The organism is Burkholderia sp. Ax-1724 (assembly GCF_011752995.1).
In the GTDB taxonomy this organism is placed as follows: Bacteria; Pseudomonadota; Gammaproteobacteria; order Burkholderiales; family Burkholderiaceae; genus Paraburkholderia.
Window position 1 is genome coordinate 40,574 of the sequence record NZ_VWWL01000005.1, and the last position, 16,385, is coordinate 56,958.

Below are 16,385 nucleotides of genomic sequence, written 5' to 3' on the forward strand. Positions count from 1 at the left end.
GAGCATCGAGTCCCAAGCACCGAGTCATAGGCACCGAGTCATAGGCACCGGGCAACCCGCATCGCGGGCAACCCACGCCGGGTAATCGGCACCACGCACCGAGCCCCCATTGCGCCCCCGATCCGCTTTCATTTTTTGAGTCCTGAGGAACGAACCATGGCCTTCATCACCCTGCGGCAACTGCTGGATCACGCGGCCGAACACGACTACGGCGTGCCCGCGTTCAACGTCAACAACATGGAGCAGATTCACGCGATCATGCGGGCCGCCGAGGCTACCGGCAGCCCGGTGATCCTGCAGGCGTCGGCGGGCGCGCGCAAATACGCGGGCGAGCCGTATCTGCGCCATCTGGTGCTCGCGGCGATCGAGGCGCATCCGGACATTCCGCTCGTGCTGCATCAGGATCACGGCGCGAGCCCGGCCGTGTGCCAGCAGGCGATCCGCTCGGGCTTCACGTCGGTGATGATGGACGGCTCGCTGCTGCCCGACCAGAAAACGCCCGCCGCCTACGACTACAACGTCGAGGTAAGCCGCCGCGTGGTGGATGCCGCGCATGCGGTCGGCGTATCGGTCGAGGGCGAACTGGGCTGCCTCGGTTCGCTCGAAACCGGCACCGCCGGCGAGGAAGACGGCGTCGGCGCAGAAGGCCGGCTCACACACGCGGACCTGCTGACCGATCCCGACGAGGCGCGCCGTTTCGTCGACGCGACCGGCGTCGATGCGCTCGCGATCGCAATCGGCACTTCGCACGGCGCGTACAAGTTCAGCCGCGAGCCGACCGGCGATATTCTCGCGATCGACCGCATCGCCGACATTCACGCGCGCGTGCCGAACACGCACCTCGTGATGCACGGCTCGTCGTCGGTGCCGCAGGAATGGCTCGCGGTGATCCGCGAATACGGCGGCGAGATTCCGGCCACCTACGGCGTGCCAGTCGAGGAAATCCGCCGCGGCATCGCGAATGGCGTGCGCAAGGTCAACATCGACACCGACATCCGGCTCGCGATGAGCGGTGCGCTGCGCAAGTCGCTCGCGAACGCGCGCGCCGAGTTCGACCCGCGCGCGGCATTGAAGGCGGCCACGGCGGCGGCCAGCGCGATCTGCGTCGAGCGTTTCGAGGCATTCGGTTGCGCAGGGCAGGCCGCGCGCATCAAGCCGCTGCCGCTCGATGCGATGGCGCACCGCTATCACTGAGCCACGCTCAGGAAAAAACGCGGGAAAACGCGGGAAAAACCAGGGAAAACGAACCAACACGAGGAAAACGAGGGAGAACGCGATGCGCGAATTCCTGATTGCTCCGTCGCTGCTGTCGGCGGATTTTGCCCGGCTCGCCGATGAGATTCGCGACGTGAGCGCGGCCGGCGCGGACTGGATTCATCTCGACGTGATGGATCACCACTACGTGCCGAACCTCACGGTCGGGCCGCTCGTCTGCGAGGCGATCCGGCCTTATACGACGCTGCCGTTCGACGTGCATCTGATGACCACGCCGGTCGATCCGCTCGTCGCGATGTTTGCCGAGGCCGGCGCGAACCTCATCAGCTTTCATCCGGAAGCGACGCTGCATGTGCACCGGACCATCGAGCTGATCCGCTCGCACGGCGCGCAAGCCGGGCTCGCGTTGAATCCGGCCACGCCGCTCGCGGTGCTCGATCATGTGCTGGACATGCTCGACGTCGTGCTCGTGATGTCGGTCAACCCGGGCTTCGGCGGCCAGGCGTTTATCGAGGCGACGCTCGGCAAGCTGCGGCTATTGCGCCCGCGCGTCGACGCGGCGATGCAGCGCACCGGCAGGCCGATTCTGATCGAAGTGGACGGCGGGGTGAAGGTGTTGAATATCGCGCGGATCGCCGAGGCGGGTGCCGACGTGTTCGTCGCCGGCTCGGCGGTGTTCGGCGCGGACGATCGCGCGCAGGCGATTCGCGGCCTGCGCGCGGAACTGGCGACTGTCGAGGAACGGACGGGTATCGCGGTGCCGCAATGAGGGCGGCGCCTCGGGGTCGCTTCAGGTTCGCTTCGGGTGCGCGCTTCAGATCCGCTGTCGGTTCGCTCCAGGTCCACTCATCAGCGCGTTCGCCGCGGTTTTTCAGCGCTTCTTCATCGTCTCCCCCGGCGCGCACCACACGCCGAGGTCTTCCTCAGCCCGCTCGACCGCGCAGCCCCAGTCGAGCGGCTGGTCCTGATCGAAGCGCTTGCCGAGCCGCCACGCGATTTCCGCGCGTGCGAGCTGCACGCCCATATAGAACGCGTGGCCGCCGTCGTTCTCGAGATTCAGTTGCGGATAAAGCGCGAACGGATCGTCGCCGCGCCGATGGCCGTCGCGGTTGTAGACGTGAATGCCCTCGGCACTGACCTGCACGCGGAAATTCGGATCGCGCACGCCGTGCGCAAGCTCGTCGATTTCCGCCGCGCTATACGGAAACGGGCGCTTCGCGTGAACCGTCGCGAGATCGCCGTTGATGCCTTTCGGCAGCACCTGCGCGTCGCGCGCGGCATGCATCACGCGGCGCGCGACGTCGGCTTCGCGCAGCGCGCGCCGCGCATGCAGACTCACCGAGGTCGTGAGCACCGCGCCGATGCGCAACTCGGCCGCCATGCCGAGCAGCACCGCGTTGATGCCGCTCGTGTCGGCTTCGGTCAGCTCGGTCACGTTGCCGATGCCCATCATGATCGCGATGTCGGGATAGCGCTCGCGCAGCCGCACGTAACGCGCGACCGAGGCGGCGAGGCCGAACGGAATCGGGTCGAGAATCGGGTCGGCGAGAAACGCGCGGCCGCGCGCCCCCAGTGCCTCGATCGCGGCATCGAGCGAGGCCGGGTCACCCGGTTCGCGCGCGACGAGGATCGGCGTGGCCGGCACTTCGTCGGCGATCCAGAGCGTGTCGAGGTTCAGGCTCATCAGATAGTCGGCGCCCGCGCGGCCGCCGCGCAGCAGTTCGTCGCTACGCATCGAATCGACGCTGACGCGATAGCCCTCGGACTTCAGGCGCCGCACCGCGTCTTCGAGATGCGGAAATGGCGTATCCGGCAGACAGCCGATGTCGATCACGTCCGCGCCCTGGCTCGCATACGCGCGCGCGCGTGTGGCGATGCCGTCGAGATCGAGGCGCGGCGCATCGACGATCTCCGCGAAAATCTCGGTGTCGTAGCGGCTCAGATCGAACGGCTTCGCCTTGTGGCCGAAGAACTGCGGCAAGTCCTTGACCTCGTCGGGGCCGCGCTCGAACGGCACGCCGTAGTGCGCGCTCAGCGTATCGAGATCGCCGCGGCAACGGCCCGGCACGATCACGCGTTGCGCGGCGAGCGGCGCGGGCACTCTGCGGCGGATCATGTCGGCCGTCATCAGCGCGGCGACCTGCAGGCCGATCTCGCGCACTTCCCAACTGAACGGCGTCGGCGCCATGCCGTCGAGCACGCGTAGCAGGCTCGGTTCGGCGAGCCGGCCGGTCAGGAAGAGGATGTGGTCCATGCGAGGTCGAGAGTCGCGAGGCGTTGAGCGAGCGCCGCTTCGAGTTCGCCGAGCGAGCGCGCGAGCGTCGTGTATTCGAAGCGCGCGAGACGCTCGACGTTGTCGAGTTCGATCGCCCGTGGACGCAGTTCGACCCATTCGTTCGGGCTATGCGTAATCACGCTCGGTTCGGTGTCGCATGCAAAGACGATGCCGGGGATGCACTGCTTGCCGGCCTGCGCATACATGTTGGTCGGCAGCGTGTCGGAGATGCCATAGGCGCATTTGGCGACCGTGTTGCTGGTGGCGGGTGCGATCACGACCGTGTGATAGACGCCGTGATAGAGCATGCCGACCGGCACGCCGCTCGCGCTGTTGTCGCGCAGCACGCGAAATTTTTCGCGCAGTTTGTCGAGCGGCCAGCCGTAGAGCGGCAGCACTTCCTCGGCTGCCGCCGATAGAAAAAGATCGACACCGGGCAGGCGCAGCGCGAGCGCGATCGACTCTTCGAGCAGATGGCCCGAGCCGGTCACGCACCACGCGAAGCGCGCGTCCGGCTTGAAGTCGGCGAGATCGCGCGCGGGCTCGTGAGTGGACTGGCTGGCGGACTCGCCTGGGTTCGGGCGTGCGGGCGGTCGCGTCATGCGTCATGCGTCGAGATCGAGCGGCATGCCGTCGGGCGGCGAGCCTTCGTGCGAAAGCCGGATATGCAGCCGGCGCATCTTGCGGTACAGCGTGTTGCGGCTGATGCCGAGCGCCTTCGCGACGTTGCTGACGTTCCAGCGATGCTCGTCGAGCAGCGACAGCACGGTTTCGCGCTCGTTCAGCTGGATCGCGTTGAGCGTCGAGAGGTCGGTGTCGTCGGCCAGATGCGCGTCCATGTCGGCGGTGGCGAGGCGCAGCGCGGTCGGCATGTCGATGGCCGAGGTGCGTTGCGTGACCTCGGGCGGCAGATGCTCGCAACGGATCGGCTGGCCGTCGGAGAGTGCCACTGCCATTTGCAGCACGTGCCGCAACTGGCGGATGTTGCCGGGCCATGCGTAGGCCAGCAGCGCCTGTTCGGCTTCGGGCGTCAGTTCGGGCGGCTCGCCGGTTTCGTTGGCGAGCAGGTGGTGGATCAGCGGCAGCTTGTCGACGCGCTCGCGCAGCGCCGGCAGATTCAGCTCGACGCCCTTGAGCCGGTAATAGAGGTCTTCGCGGAATTGCCCGCTCTGCACGAGTTCGAGCAGATTGCGGTGGCTCGCGCTGATGAGCTGGAAATTGACCTTGACCGTGGTTTCGGCGCCGAGCGGCGTCACTTCGTGTTCTTCGATCACGCGCAGCAGACGCGCCTGCAACACAAGCGGCATGTCGCCGATCTCGTCGAGAAACAGCGTGCCGCCGTTGGCCTGCACGATCTTGCCGCGCCGTCCCTCGCGCTGCGCGCCCGTAAACGCGCCGGCGCGATAGCCGAACAGTTCGCTCTCGATCAGGTTCTCCGGCAGCGACGCGCAGTTGACCGGCACGAACGGGCCGTCGGCATGCGGGCTGATGCTGTGCAGCGCCTGCGCGAACACTTCCTTGCCGGTGCCGGTCTGGCCGCGCAGCACGATCGGAATCTTGCGCTGGATCACGCGCGCGCCGAGCTGGATCTGCGAGGCCATGCGCGGATCGCCGAATTCGAGGTGGGCGATTTCGTCGAGCTTCGGCGCCGCCGCATGGTGCCGGTCGGCCGCGCTGCTGCCATTGCTGCCGTTGCCGCTCGCGGCGTGGCTGCCTTGACTGCCGCGGGACGCCGGCGCGCTATCGGGCGCGAGCACGCGCGCGACGCGCCCGGTGCTGTTCTGCGGCGTCTGCGCGACGAGGAAAAAGCGGTTCGTCGCGTTGGCGCTATAGACGGTGACTGGATGGAACGAGCCGCGAATGCTGCGCGCGATCATGTCTTCGAGCGACGCGTTGAAGGCTTCCTCGATGCGCCGTCCGCGCAACTCGCTGAGCGAGCGGAAGCCGAGCTGGAACAGGGCGCTGCGATTCGCGGCGAGCACGGTGCTGTCGTCGGCGACCGCGAGCTTGCCGCCGTGCAGCGTGCCGACGAATTCCGGGCGGCTGTGGAAGTGGATCATGTTGGCGTGCCGGTAGCGCGCGTCGAGCAGACGGTTTTCGATCATCTGCCGCGACATGCCGACGAGCACGAGCGAATGCTGTTGCAGCAGCTTCGAGCGGCTCGTGACGTCGAGCACGCCGGCGATCTCGCCGCTGTCGTCGAAGATCGGCGCGGCCGAGCAGGTGAGCGAGGTATAGCGCGGATAGAAATGCTCGTGCTGGCAGACCGCGATGCAGTCGCGCTCGGCGAGGCAGGTGCCCATGCCGTTGGTGCCGGCTTCGCGCTCGCTCCAGAGCGCGCCGACGCGAAAGCCGTCGTCGGCGACCGCTTCGGCGAACGGCACCGAGGACACCTGATGAACGATCACGCCGCCCGAATCGACGAGCACGACCGCGAGCTCGGGATCGGCCAGCTGCTGATAGAGCGTCGTCATTTCGAGCTTCGAGCAGGCGATCAGATCGCCGAGCGCCTCGCGGCGCGCGCTGAGTTCGTACTGCGTAAGGACGGGCGGTGGAACGAAACGGGACGGGTCCAGCTGGAATTCGTTAATGCAGCGCGTCCACGACTGGGCGACGGAGTCGCTCGTGGGGCGCGTGGTCAATTGATGATTGACCACATTCAGCACTTCTCGGACATGCGTATCGCTGTCAGCGAGCAACGACATGGGGTTTGTCTCCGTTGCGCCATGTCGGGTGCCCTCAGTGCCGCACACACCGCGAATGCCGCTTTATCAAGTCTGTCATCCCCTGGCGCCGCGGAATCTTGCGTTCGCATGCGCCTCGCGACCGGCCCTTTTTTCAGGCGGGTATTTAAAACTTTACGCCCGATGCCGGTTTGGTTCAACCGGAACTCGCACTGAGTTGCCGCAGCGCGCCCGGAATTTGCTTTTCCTGCTCCATTGCCTCATGCATGACCGCGCCGGCAGGGCGAAGGCAGATGCCTGTGGCAACTTCGGCACACAGTGTGCCGCCCGCCGTGCCGCTGTTCCCGGCACGCCATGCAACCCTTGGGCCAAGTCGCACAGGAGTGCCAATCCATCATGGACCGTCTCGATACCGTTCGTCTGAGCGCTTTTTCCAGTGCTTTCGCGCATGATCTCTCGCCCGCCTTTGCCGGGGAAAGTACGGCTGCGTGCGCGTTGCCCGAGCGCATGGACATCGTGTTCATCGAAAACTTCATAGGACAGACGATCATCGGCATCGACAGCGGCGAGTTGCACGTGGCCCAGCCGGTGCGCGTGAATCTCGCGATCGGCGTGCCGGCGATCCGCGCATGCGCGACGGATCGCATCGAGGACACGGTCAACTACGCCGCGGTGCGCGATGCACTGCTCGCGCTATTCGAGACGCATCGCGTGCGTCTGCTCGAAGCGCTTGCCGAGACGATCGCGCAATTGCTGATCGCCGATTTCGGCGCGCACTGGGTGCGCGTCTCGCTGGCAAAGCCCGCAAAATTCGACGACGTCGCGGCGGTCGGCGTGCAGATCGAGCGGCGGCGCGGCGATGCTTCGGCAGCGGGCGCGGGCGTGGCCGGCTATGCGTCGCTCGGCGCGGGGCTCGTGCCGCGTTGAGCGGCGCCGCGGCTTCGCCGCGCTTTTCGCCTCGATCTTTAGCTCACTTCGCCGCCGTCGGCGTTTTTTGCAGGCTTAGCTGCGCTTCGCCGATGTCGGTGTTCGCTGCAGAGCTTGCCTCACTTCGCCGTTGTCGGCGTTTGCTGCAGACCTTGCTTCATTTCGCCGTTGTCGGTGTTTTCCGCAGACCTTGCCTCATTTTGCCGCCGTCGGCGTTTTTTGCAGACCCAGGCCGCAGGCCTGGTACGCATTCGTCTGCAGGTCGCGGAACCGCTTCGTCTGCGACTTCGCATGATCGACGCGGAATTCCGCACCGCCTTCGCCGCCGAGCGTCGCGTACTTCGAGAACGTCGACTGGTCGACGAATTCGTCGTACGGCAAGGCCGCGGCCATCTTGTCGATCACGCACGAGCACTTGTAGACGTTGGCGAAATCGTGGCCGTTGTCGTCCATGCAACCTAGCACGTACTCCACGCGGCCCTGGGTCGGATAGTCGTAGCCGCCCGCCTGTGCGGAAGCGCGGGGCGCGGCGTTCTGCGCCGAGGCGGGCGATGCCGCCAACGCGAAGCAGGCAACGGTAAGGACTGAAGTAACGACTTGCAGCGCGCGACAGCTTATGGTCATGTCATGCCTCTGGGAAAGCATTGAACCCGCTTCACGAACCGGCGCGCCGCATGCGGATGCGCGACGGTGCGCCGGTTCGTGAAGCGACCGGATGCAGCGAGGAGACGGGACTGCCGATAGGGTTGCCAATCGGGCTGCCAACCGGACCGCCGAGGGGCCACCAATCGGGTCACCAGGCGGGCCACCAGCAACGCCGCCGATGACACACCATGAACGGCACGCCGACGGCACCCCGGCGCTAGCGGCCACACGTCTCCCGTGTGGGCGCGCGCCGTCAGTTCGGCGCGAACGGATGCGCGACGCTGTTCTTCTTCGCGACCACTTCAGCGGCGCTCGGCTCGCCGTTGACCGCGCGCTGGATCGCCTCGCGCGTCGCCTTGTAGTTGAACTCCTGGATCTTCCTGTCGTCGTCGGCCTGCCAGTGAATGAAGACGCCGACGCAGAGGAACAGGTCGTCGGCTTCGTCCTTCGGGATCGTGCCGTCCTCGACGCTGTCGGCGACCGCGAGCGCCACCGCGTGCTGGGCCGGCCCGAACATCTGCACGGCCTGCTTGGCGCCCTTGATCGTCACCTTGTTGAACAGGATCGTGTTCGGCTTGGCGAGCAGATTGGGCGCGACGACGGCGAGCAGCGAGGTGAAGCCATCCTTGTTGTTGGTGAGGGCGTTGCAGAACGCGGTTTCCGCAGCCGAACCTCGCGGTCCGATCAGCAAGTCGATGTGCGCGACCTCGTTGCCGTCGCCGACCAGCGACTCTCCGACCATGACGCGGTTGATCTTGGCCATTCTGTTCCTCCAATTGAGTAGGTATGGACCTGCTGACAGGATGCCGCCCGCGCTCGTCCGGACAGGGCGCCGCATGGCGTGCAGGGATGCACGGCGGTACTAACTAACAGGTTCCGTGCCAGATCGCGCCCGCCCGCTCAGGTGCCGCGCGCGCCGTGCGTGACGTGAGCTGCGGGGCCCGCTTCGATGCAGCGCGCGACGAATAACGTGGCCACGGCGAGGTCCGCGCTGGTGCCGGGGTTGATTGCGCGCGCCTTCAGTTGGGCATCCCAGGCATCGAGTTCGGCGTCGGCCGGCGTGCGGCGCGTGGCGAGTGGGGTTTGCCGCCAGCGCGCGTGCTGCTCGCGTGCCGCAAGCGTGACACTCTGCGCCAGCGCGAGCCCGTGCTTGCGCACAATGTGAGAGTCGGGCCAGCCGCCGAGAAACGCGAGGAACACGTTGAGCATCGCCACCTCGGGTGCATCGGCCGGCGCTGCGCGGCAGGCGGCGAGGCCGGTGTCGAAGATATCCGCGAAACCGTTCGCGTATTGCCGCGCGATGCGGTCGCGCTCGCTCGCGAGCCGCATTGCGTCGCGCAGGCCGAGCGTCGGCGGCGCGTGGACCGATTGCTCGGGCGCGTCGCCGAGGCCGCCCGGATTGGCGAGCGCGATCGCGCGATAGGCGAGGCGCGCGTCGTCGATGTCGAGCCGTTCCAGCACGCGCTCGGCGGCGTCTCGCCAGGCGCGGGCCGAGGGCGCGGGGCCGGTTTCGTCGAGTGCCGCCGCAAGCGGCGCGACCAGCAGCACGATGCCGAGATTCGTATTGCATCCGGCCGCCGCGTGCGTGCGCGTGACCGCATCGAGAATGCGCTGGCCGACGCGCGCGCCGCGCGAGAACAGCGCGTCGAGCGAGGCGTGCGCGCTGGCGAGAAACTGCGCCGCGGTCATGCCGTGTCCGGCGCTTTGCACGCTGACGTTGCCGGGCTTCGGCGTGGTCACGTCGAGCGTGCAGGCTGCGAGGAAAGCGGCGCGGGCGCGCTCGAAGGGGGGCGTGCCGGGTTCGGGCACGGGCGGCGGATTCATGCGCGCGGCCCGGCGATGAGGTACGCATGCAGGGCGCGGAGCGGCGCGCGGGCATGGCCGGGTTGCGGCGCGGCCACGTCGAACGTGCCGGTATGACGCTCCAGCATGGGGATCAGGCGCATCGCGCTCATGCTCGTCGTTTCTCCTACGCGGCCTACGCGGCGCCCGGCAGTCCAACCGCGGCGCTTGCTACGTGTTCCGCGCTGTCCTCGGCCTGCCCGCTCGCGCGCCGCGGCACGGCCGCCAGCTTGCGATCGAGCAGATCGTCGACGAGCGCCGCCGCGATGTCGAACCGCGTGACCGACTGCAAGCCGCGCCATGCGGCCACGCCGTTGACTTCGAGCACGAGCGGCCGCGCCGCATCGTCGGGATTGGGGATCAGGTCCACGCCCGCATAGTCGAGCCCGAGCGCGGCGGCGGCCTGCACGGCCGTGCGCGCGAGCAGCGGATCGAGTTCGGCGGGCTCGCATGTCGCGCCCTGCGCGAAGTTATGAATCCAGCCCTTGCCGCCGACGCGCCGCATCGCCGCGACGGCGCGGCCGCCGATCACGAGCACGCGCCAGTCGAAGCCGGGCCGTCCGCCGGCCACATAACGCTGCAGATAAGCGACCTGCCGGTAAGGCGCGAGCGACGGCAACGGCGCGAGCACGCCGCGCCGCGCGCCGAGCCGCTTGAGGCCATGCCCTTGCGAGCCGAACAGCGGCTTGAGCACGATCTCGCGGCCGGCCGCGGCCTCGCGCATCAGCACGCGTTGCGCGAAGGCGGCCGATTCGCCGGCCCACGTGGCCGGCGTCGGCACGCCCGCGCGATGCAGCAGGAAGCTCGTCATCGACTTGTCGACGCTGCGCTCGATCGCGCGCGCGTCGTTGTAGACCGGCACGCTCGATTCGCGCAGCGCGTGCAGGATGCCGAGCCGCAACGTCACCTGCTCGAAGGTGCCGCCCGCGATGCCGCGCACGAACACCGCGTCGGGCAGGGCGTGGCCGAAGCCCGGCACGACGAGCCCGTGCGGCTGCCAGGTGGTGTCGATGCGGCAGTCGGCGAGATCGACGCAACGCGCGTCGGCGCCGCGCGCGCGGAACGCTTTTTTCAGGCGGCCGGTGTGCCAGCCGGTTTCGTCGGTCATGATCGCGACGCGCAGGTTCGGCGGCATCTCGTGGGCGAGGCTCATGATGCAACGGCGTGGCCGCCCCACTGGTTTTGCAGCAGGGCGCTGTCGAGCCGCCCGCCGTGATAGGTCGCGCCGCTTTCGAGGCTGCTGACCCACACCTCGGCGGGCGCGAAGAGCGCCGGGTCGATCTGGTAGAAGTCGAAACTGAACGACGTGAAGATGTCCGCGAACGGGCGGCCGTAGTCGCGCGAACTGGCGGCGGGCAGTTGCTCGGCGAGGCGCCGCGCGACCTCGTCGTGCCGCACGGTCAGATGCACGCGGCCGCCGTAGAGGATCGCGTCGTTGGTGCGGCCCATCGCCTGAATGCCGTCCGGCGCGGGCGGCGGCAGCGGCGCCGAGCCCGCGCCTTCGACGACCTCGTCGAGCGGCACGCCGAGCACGTGCACCTTGTGCAGCGCGACTTCGACGACGCGCGCCACCACCTGTACCGTTCCCGCGACAGAGTGTGTCGGCGTGACGATCAGCGTCAGATGGTCGGGCGAGAGGCCGCAATCGTGCAGCACCTTGTCGATCACGACCTGCGGCGGCAGGCGGTCCACTTCGAGCACGAGCGCGCCGCGCGCGTGGCGGTCGCGATAGCCGAGTTCGGCGAAGAGCGGCTCCTTGACGGCCAGCGCGCGCGCGGGACCGGAGCCGAGCGAGAAGAATTTCTTGCCGCCGGTCTGCTCCTTGGTCGCCGCGAGGCTCCACCCCGCGTACTGGCTGCCGAGACAGGCCAGCACCGGCGCGGACGTGCTCACGTCGAGCATGGTCGGCCAGAGCGGGGCGGCGTCGAAGTTCGCGCGCACCGCGACGCGGCCGAGTCCGCCCATGCAGATGCGCGCGATCAGCACGCCCGCTTCGATGCCGCCGCGCGCGGCGACGCCGGCGTCCGCGATCACGGTGCCGGCGTCGGTGCGCGCGATGGCGACGCCGAGGCGCGCGGCGTGATCGACGAGGCGGGCGACGAGGCGCTCGCTCAATGCGTTGACGCTCGGCGGCGCGTCGGGTGGAGCCGCGTGTGGGGGGGCGTCAGGAGTGGCAGTGGATGAAGGCATAGTCGGGTTCGTCGCAGGTTTCGATTCGTTGGACGACGCGCGCATGCTGCGCGTCGAGCGCGCGCCGCACCGCATCCAGCGACGCCGAGCGCGCGAGCAGCGTGCAGACGGGCTGCCCCGCCTCGATGCGGGTGCCGGGCATCGGCACGTCGCGGCAGTGGGGATCGTCGAAGCAGGCGTCGGAGAATGCCGCCGACGCGGTGAACGACACGGGCGCGAACAGCACCTGCTGGCCGGCCCGCCAGCGCGGCTCGCGCGCGAGCGCGAGGCTCGCGTCCGACGGCGCGCGGCCGTGGCGGCACGCGTCGAGATGGCCGGCGAGCAGGCCGCGCGGCCAGGCATCGGGCGAAGCGGTTTCGTAGAGCGCCATCGTCGCGGAAGGGCGCGCGTTGATTTCGAGCACCTCGAACGCGCTGCCGTCGAACAGAAAGTCGCAACTGTTGAGGCCGACGAGACCCGTGCGTGCGCACAGCGCGTCGAGTGCCTGCTGGATGCGCGCGGCAGCGGGCGGCGGCATTTCGATCGGGCCGAGCGAGCCGGCATGCACGAAGCGCAGGTCGCCGATCGCACAGACGAGCTGCTCGGCGAAACCGAGCAGATGCGCACGGCCGCCCGCGCCGATGAATAGCGCCGACAGCGGCTGGCCGTTGCCGAGGCGCTGGAAATAGCCGTGTTTTGAGGGGGCTGAGCGTGGCTGTGGGGCGAACGCGGTTGCGTGGGGTGCGGCTTGAGGTATAGCTTGGGGGGCGGCGTGGGGCATAGCTTGAGGCACAGCGGCGGAAGTCGCCTCGGCAGCCACCGCCGCCGCCGGTCTGATATGCGTGCCGCCGCAGCCGTCCGCAAGCTTGAAGAGCCACCCGTCGGCTTGCTCAGGCCGCTCGAACGACACCGCCGGATGCGCGATCCCCAACGCGTCGAGCAGCGCGAAGAAACGGCGCGGCTCGCGTACCGCCGCGATCGTTTCGGCATCGTTGCCGAGCAGACGGGGTAGGCCGGGTTCGCGGCATAGCGGCGCCATTAGCGGTTCGAGCCCGCTGCCGCCGATCCAGCCGAGCAGGTGCGGCAGCCGCGCGATGCGCGTGAGCGCATCGACGAGCCGCGCGCGATCGAGCGCCAATGCGCCGCCATTCGCGCCGTTGCCTGCATCGTCATTCGTGCCGCCGTTTGCACCGCCGCTTGCACCGCCATTCGCACCGCCGCCTGCACTGCCTCCCGCACCAACATCGAACCAGCACTCGGCGGCCGCGCGCGTATCGCGGTCGCCGAAGATATCGAGCGCGGCGACGCGCCAGCCCGCGCGCGCCGCGGACTGCGCGAGCAGGCGCGCCGACAGCCCCGCGACCGCGACGAACGGCGCGGGCGCATGGGCGGGCGAGGGCGGCCGGCGCGGCTTCATGGCGGCGAGCGCTCAGCCGAGGCCGGCCGCGACCGCGCGGGCTTCGTCGTACGCCTGCGCAAAGCCGAGATAGACCGGCTTGCCGCCCGTGCGCATGCGCATGAAGAGCCGGTGCTCGACCTGATACTTGACGTTGCCGATCGCCAGCGCGCCGATGCCGATCGCGCCCGCGTTCGGCACGCCGTCGATCGGCTTGCCGTCGTTCATCACGTTGACGCCGGCAATGCCTTCGGGCGGCACCGCGTTGACGTCGGCGGCGACGAGCAGGCGCTTCGCATGCGCGAGATCGCCGCTGCCGATCACCTGCACGCCCGCGACGGCGGTGGCGAGCACGATCTCGGTCTCGGCGAGCGCGCCGCGCAGTTCGTCCGGCGTCGTGGTGCCGATGCCGCCGGTGACGATGCCGAAGCGCTGGTTCAGTTCGGCCGAGGCGTGCAGCGCGCGCTGGCGGTCGTGGTGGCTCGCGATCGTCACGTCGGCGCCGCGCGAGGCCGCGATCGCCGCCGCGATGCGCCCGACCGCGCCGGTGCCGCCGAGAATCAGCACGCGCTTGCCGCCGAGTTCCACGCCGTGCTGCTTGCCGAGATGCCGCTCGACCAGCGCGACGAGCGCGGCGGCGGTCGTGTACGAGCCGCTCGGATCGGCGAACACCGAGACCTCGAACGGCGGGACCATCGCGCGGCGCGCGGTGTCGAGCATGTCGGCGGCTTGCATCACATCGCGTCCGCCGATGAAGATGCCGGTGCGCGATACGCCTTTCGGGCCGCGCGAAAAGATCGCGTCCTGGGTCAGGTTCGCGACCATGCCGGCCTCGACGCCGCAATACGGCACGATGACCTGATAGCCGGCGTCGGCGGCCATGTTGACGTCGAACGGACTCATCTGCGGCGTGGCCGTGAACATGTGCAGGATGTAGGGCCTTTCAATGGTTTCTGACATGACGAGGGCTCGTTTCAGTGGCAATTTCGTGGACGGCGCGGTGTCGGGCGTGACAGCGCGCGCGATATGGGGCGTGGCGGCAGCGCACAGGCCCGGTTGGCGGCGCGTACACCGCGCTCGATGGCAGCGGAGACGCCACCTGGACCGGCAGCACCACCGGCCCTCCGGCGCGTAGCGTGCACAGTGCGCGCATCATGCGGCGTCGATGCGCGGCGCATGCGCGTCGGCCTCGCGGATCGCCGCGCCGCTATTGCGGCCCGCGACAATGGCGCATTCGAGGTGCGGCATGCCGCCTGCCGCCGCGCGCGCGGTGGCGAGCGCGGCGTCGGCCTCGCGGGCATTGGCGAGGATCGCAAAGCCGGTCGGTCCCCACGACGTCTGACCGATGCCGGCGACGCGTTCGGCCGCGACCGCGCGCAGCACGCGCTCGACGTCGGGGCTCGCGAACACGCCGCCTTGCGCGCTCGCGAAATATTCGCCGATGGTCTGCTGCATTTCGCTGAGGCCGCGCGCGAACGGCGCGAAGTCGTGCTCGGCGACGCTGGGCAGAATCCGCATCAGCACGAGGTGGCACAGGTGCGCGGCAAGCCGCTGCGGGAACGGCGCGAGCGAGGCGAGCGCGCGCCGCTCCTGCGCGCCGTGCAGACCCTCGCGGGCGTTGTCGCTGACGAGCAGCACGCGCCATGACTCCGGAAACGGCTGGCGCGAGAGCAGCGGCGGCATGCTCTGGCGCAGATCGCCGGCCGGCCCGCCGTCGAGCAGCAGGCCGCCCGAATCGAAGCCGAGAATGCCGATGCCGGAGCGCGCGCCGCGGCCGAGCAGGCGTGCGAGTTCGGCGCTCGTCGCCGGCTGGCCGGCGAGGCGCGCGAACGCGGTGCCGACCGCTAGCGCCAGTTGCGTGCCGGAGCCGAGGCCCGAGTGCGGACGCGGCGCCCGCACGACGTCGATCGCGAGCGTTGCCGGGCCGTAGGCCGCTTGCAGCCGCGCGAGGCACAGCGCGATGCGCTCGCGCTCGGCCGCGCCGATCGCGCCGTCGATGCGCTCGCGCTCCGCGAGCCGTGCTTCGAGCCGCGTGCCCTCGGCGTCGATGACGAGGCCGAGGCTGCCGAACGCGCGTCCGAGCGACGCGTTCGGATCGAGAAAACCCAGATGCAGGCGCGCGGGCGCGTCGATCGTGATGGCCGTGCAGGGCTGGAGTCGGCGAAGCTGGAGCGGCATCTCGAGTGTCCTTAGGTATCCCTGGCAGGTAGGCGTGGTGTGCGCCTCGGCAGATGCTTGAGCAGATGCCGGCGCAAGGGCGTCCGTGAATGCGGCGTGGGCCGTCGCGGCGGCGCGCCGAGGACTTCAAGCAGAAGCCGTACCAGGCGCGCGCGAAGCGCGGCCTGGCTGGATGTGCCGAGAATTTGCCGCGGATGTGCGGGGACCGTGCCGGGAAAACCGGCGGCCGGGGGACCCGGCGTGCGGCGCGTTGCGCGCCGCGCTGTCCCGCGCGGGAATGGACGCTATGTGACGCCGAAGGTGCACTGTGTCACCCGCTGTTTCATCGGACGATGCGGTGCGGGGTTGCGTGAGGTGTCAAGCATGAGGCATGAGGCGGGCCCCGCCCCCGCAACCGCCTTACCCCGCCTTCGGCGCGTCGTACTTGATATAGCGGAAGCGCTGGTCGTCGGCCGGCGTGCCTTCGAGCGCTCCGCCTTCGAGGCCCGGCTGCCAGTGGATCACCGACTCGATTTTCGTGGCGAGCGCGAAGTCCTTGTCGGTGATGCCCTTCGCGCTGTGCGTCATCAGCTTCACGATCACGAATGCATAGGAGACCGTCAGATCGGGGTGATGCCACGCGGCTTCCGCGAGATGGCCGACCGTATTGACCACCATCAGCGTGCCTTTCCAGCCTTCGGTCCGGTACTTGCGCCGCAGCCAGCCGTCCTCGTAATACCAGTGTTCGAGCGGGCCGGCGAGGCGTTGTTTGATCTCGTCGTCGGAATAGACCTTCTCTGTGTGTGCCATGACTGTTTGCTCCTCGGTCGCCCGTTGCCGGGCAAAGGACACGTTGCGCATCCCGGAAGTGACACAGTATGTGCCGCTTTCCGTGACGCAACCACCCCAGGGTTGCTCCGCGGCGCGCGCAAACGGGTGGCGCGCGAGCGGCGCAAGTGCCATGACACACGCCGTGACAAGCGCCACGACACCTGCCGTGAGACCCGCCGTGACGCGACCCGCACGCCGCGCATTCGCGCTCGCGGCCGGCATGCCGCGCCACCCCGGCGCATTT

General features: G+C 68.9%; 16 protein-coding genes. 3 read left to right on the top strand and 13 right to left on the bottom strand.

What is annotated here, in order from left to right:
- Window positions 1-156: 156 nt before the first annotated feature.
- The gene (gene fba / locus F3J19_RS07665) at window positions 157-1,194 is read left to right on the top strand and encodes a class II fructose-bisphosphate aldolase (RefSeq protein WP_167039435.1); all 1,038 of its coding nucleotides are present in this window, start codon (window positions 157-159) and stop codon (window positions 1,192-1,194) included.
- An 82-nt stretch (window positions 1,195-1,276) separates the two neighbouring features.
- Window positions 1,277-1,984 carry a ribulose-phosphate 3-epimerase gene (gene rpe, locus F3J19_RS07670; protein WP_167039436.1) on the top strand — a complete coding sequence of 236 codons (708 nt, stop codon included), beginning with the start codon at window positions 1,277-1,279 and terminating at the stop codon, window positions 1,982-1,984.
- Between the two features lie 102 nt (window positions 1,985-2,086).
- On the opposite strand, the gene F3J19_RS07675 is transcribed toward rpe, so the two are convergent.
- From F3J19_RS07675 to F3J19_RS07685, 3 genes are read right to left on the bottom strand one after another with little or no spacing between them, the layout of a single operon-like run.
- Window positions 2,087-3,469, bottom strand: a complete 1,383-nt coding sequence (locus F3J19_RS07675; protein ID WP_167039438.1) for a DUF6513 domain-containing protein — start codon at window positions 3,467-3,469, stop codon at window positions 2,087-2,089.
- Window positions 3,448-4,092, bottom strand: a complete 645-nt coding sequence (locus tag F3J19_RS07680; RefSeq protein WP_167039440.1) for a flavoprotein — start codon at window positions 4,090-4,092, stop codon at window positions 3,448-3,450. The genes F3J19_RS07675 and F3J19_RS07680 overlap by 22 nt, the downstream gene beginning before the upstream one ends.
- 3 nt (window positions 4,093-4,095) lie before the next feature.
- Entirely contained in the window at window positions 4,096-6,195 is a 2,100-nt protein-coding gene (locus F3J19_RS07685; RefSeq protein ID WP_167039442.1) for a sigma-54-dependent Fis family transcriptional regulator, read from the bottom strand.
- A gap of 375 nt (window positions 6,196-6,570) precedes the next feature.
- Here F3J19_RS07685 and F3J19_RS07690 point away from each other — a divergent pair, with 375 nt between their 5' ends.
- The gene (locus F3J19_RS07690; protein ID WP_167039444.1) at window positions 6,571-7,101 is read left to right on the top strand and encodes a dihydroneopterin aldolase; all 531 of its coding nucleotides are present in this window, start codon (window positions 6,571-6,573) and stop codon (window positions 7,099-7,101) included.
- A gap of 195 nt (window positions 7,102-7,296) precedes the next feature.
- Here the strand turns inward: F3J19_RS07690 and F3J19_RS07695 are convergent, their stop codons facing one another.
- The 10 genes from F3J19_RS07695 to F3J19_RS07735 form a co-directional block, all read right to left on the bottom strand.
- The gene (locus F3J19_RS07695; protein ID WP_167039446.1) at window positions 7,297-7,725 is read right to left on the bottom strand and encodes a hypothetical protein; all 429 of its coding nucleotides are present in this window, start codon (window positions 7,723-7,725) and stop codon (window positions 7,297-7,299) included.
- 274 nt (window positions 7,726-7,999) lie between these two features.
- On the bottom strand, window positions 8,000-8,509 hold the full coding sequence (gene fae / locus F3J19_RS07700) for a formaldehyde-activating enzyme (protein WP_167039448.1): 510 nt from the start codon (window positions 8,507-8,509) through the stop codon (window positions 8,000-8,002).
- A gap of 137 nt (window positions 8,510-8,646) precedes the next feature.
- The gene (locus F3J19_RS07705) at window positions 8,647-9,570 is read right to left on the bottom strand and encodes a triphosphoribosyl-dephospho-CoA synthase (RefSeq protein ID WP_167039450.1); all 924 of its coding nucleotides are present in this window, start codon (window positions 9,568-9,570) and stop codon (window positions 8,647-8,649) included.
- A complete protein-coding gene (locus F3J19_RS32985) occupies window positions 9,567-9,701 on the bottom strand; it encodes a hypothetical protein (protein ID WP_275691490.1) in 135 nt (44 codons plus the stop codon). The genes F3J19_RS07705 and F3J19_RS32985 overlap by 4 nt, the downstream gene beginning before the upstream one ends.
- Before the next feature lie 23 nt (window positions 9,702-9,724).
- Window positions 9,725-10,741 (bottom strand): RimK family alpha-L-glutamate ligase, encoded by a 1,017-nt coding sequence (locus F3J19_RS07710; protein ID WP_240158818.1) that lies wholly within the window; start codon window positions 10,739-10,741, stop codon window positions 9,725-9,727.
- Window positions 10,738-11,778, bottom strand: coding sequence for a methenyltetrahydromethanopterin cyclohydrolase (gene mch / locus F3J19_RS07715; protein ID WP_167039452.1), 1,041 nt, complete (start codon window positions 11,776-11,778; stop codon window positions 10,738-10,740). The genes F3J19_RS07710 and mch overlap by 4 nt, the downstream gene beginning before the upstream one ends.
- Complete coding sequence (locus tag F3J19_RS07720) at window positions 11,753-13,174, bottom strand: ATP-grasp domain-containing protein (protein ID WP_167039454.1); 1,422 nt, start codon at window positions 13,172-13,174, stop codon at window positions 11,753-11,755. The genes mch and F3J19_RS07720 overlap by 26 nt, the downstream gene beginning before the upstream one ends.
- A gap of 12 nt (window positions 13,175-13,186) precedes the next feature.
- Window positions 13,187-14,113 (bottom strand): NAD(P)-dependent methylenetetrahydromethanopterin dehydrogenase, encoded by a 927-nt coding sequence (locus F3J19_RS07725; RefSeq protein ID WP_167039456.1) that lies wholly within the window; start codon window positions 14,111-14,113, stop codon window positions 13,187-13,189.
- Between the two features lie 192 nt (window positions 14,114-14,305).
- Complete coding sequence (locus F3J19_RS07730; protein ID WP_167039458.1) at window positions 14,306-15,331, bottom strand: beta-ribofuranosylaminobenzene 5'-phosphate synthase family protein; 1,026 nt, start codon at window positions 15,329-15,331, stop codon at window positions 14,306-14,308.
- A gap of 399 nt (window positions 15,332-15,730) precedes the next feature.
- Window positions 15,731-16,120: a 4a-hydroxytetrahydrobiopterin dehydratase gene (locus F3J19_RS07735; protein WP_167039460.1), complete on the bottom strand. Its 390-nt coding sequence runs from the start codon at window positions 16,118-16,120 to the stop codon at window positions 15,731-15,733.
- Window positions 16,121-16,385 lie beyond the last annotated feature (265 nt).

Bases quoted from the DNA above. Each gene is read 5' to 3' on its own strand.
- F3J19_RS07675 (WP_167039438.1), bottom strand. From the start codon at position 3,469: ATGGACCACATCCTCTTCCTGACCGGCCGGCTCGCCGAACCGAGCCTG.
- F3J19_RS07735 (WP_167039460.1), bottom strand. From the start codon at position 16,120: ATGGCACACACAGAGAAGGTCTATTCCGACGACGAGATCAAACAACGC.
- F3J19_RS32985 (WP_275691490.1), bottom strand. From the start codon at position 9,701: ATGAGCGCGATGCGCCTGATCCCCATGCTGGAGCGTCATACCGGCACG.
- F3J19_RS07685 (WP_167039442.1), bottom strand. From the start codon at position 6,195: ATGTCGTTGCTCGCTGACAGCGATACGCATGTCCGAGAAGTGCTGAAT.
- fae (WP_167039448.1), bottom strand. From the start codon at position 8,509: ATGGCCAAGATCAACCGCGTCATGGTCGGAGAGTCGCTGGTCGGCGAC.
- F3J19_RS07705 (WP_167039450.1), bottom strand. From the start codon at position 9,570: ATGAATCCGCCGCCCGTGCCCGAACCCGGCACGCCCCCCTTCGAGCGC.
- F3J19_RS07680 (WP_167039440.1), bottom strand. From the start codon at position 4,092: ATGACGCGACCGCCCGCACGCCCGAACCCAGGCGAGTCCGCCAGCCAG.
- F3J19_RS07720 (WP_167039454.1), bottom strand. From the start codon at position 13,174: ATGAAGCCGCGCCGGCCGCCCTCGCCCGCCCATGCGCCCGCGCCGTTC.
- fba (WP_167039435.1), top strand. From the start codon at position 157: ATGGCCTTCATCACCCTGCGGCAACTGCTGGATCACGCGGCCGAACAC.
- rpe (WP_167039436.1), top strand. From the start codon at position 1,277: ATGCGCGAATTCCTGATTGCTCCGTCGCTGCTGTCGGCGGATTTTGCC.
- F3J19_RS07690 (WP_167039444.1), top strand. From the start codon at position 6,571: ATGGACCGTCTCGATACCGTTCGTCTGAGCGCTTTTTCCAGTGCTTTC.
- mch (WP_167039452.1), bottom strand. From the start codon at position 11,778: ATGCCTTCATCCACTGCCACTCCTGACGCCCCCCCACACGCGGCTCCA.
- F3J19_RS07730 (WP_167039458.1), bottom strand. From the start codon at position 15,331: ATGCCGCTCCAGCTTCGCCGACTCCAGCCCTGCACGGCCATCACGATC.
- F3J19_RS07710 (WP_240158818.1), bottom strand. From the start codon at position 10,741: ATGAGCCTCGCCCACGAGATGCCGCCGAACCTGCGCGTCGCGATCATG.
- F3J19_RS07695 (WP_167039446.1), bottom strand. From the start codon at position 7,725: ATGACCATAAGCTGTCGCGCGCTGCAAGTCGTTACTTCAGTCCTTACC.
- F3J19_RS07725 (WP_167039456.1), bottom strand. From the start codon at position 14,113: ATGTCAGAAACCATTGAAAGGCCCTACATCCTGCACATGTTCACGGCC.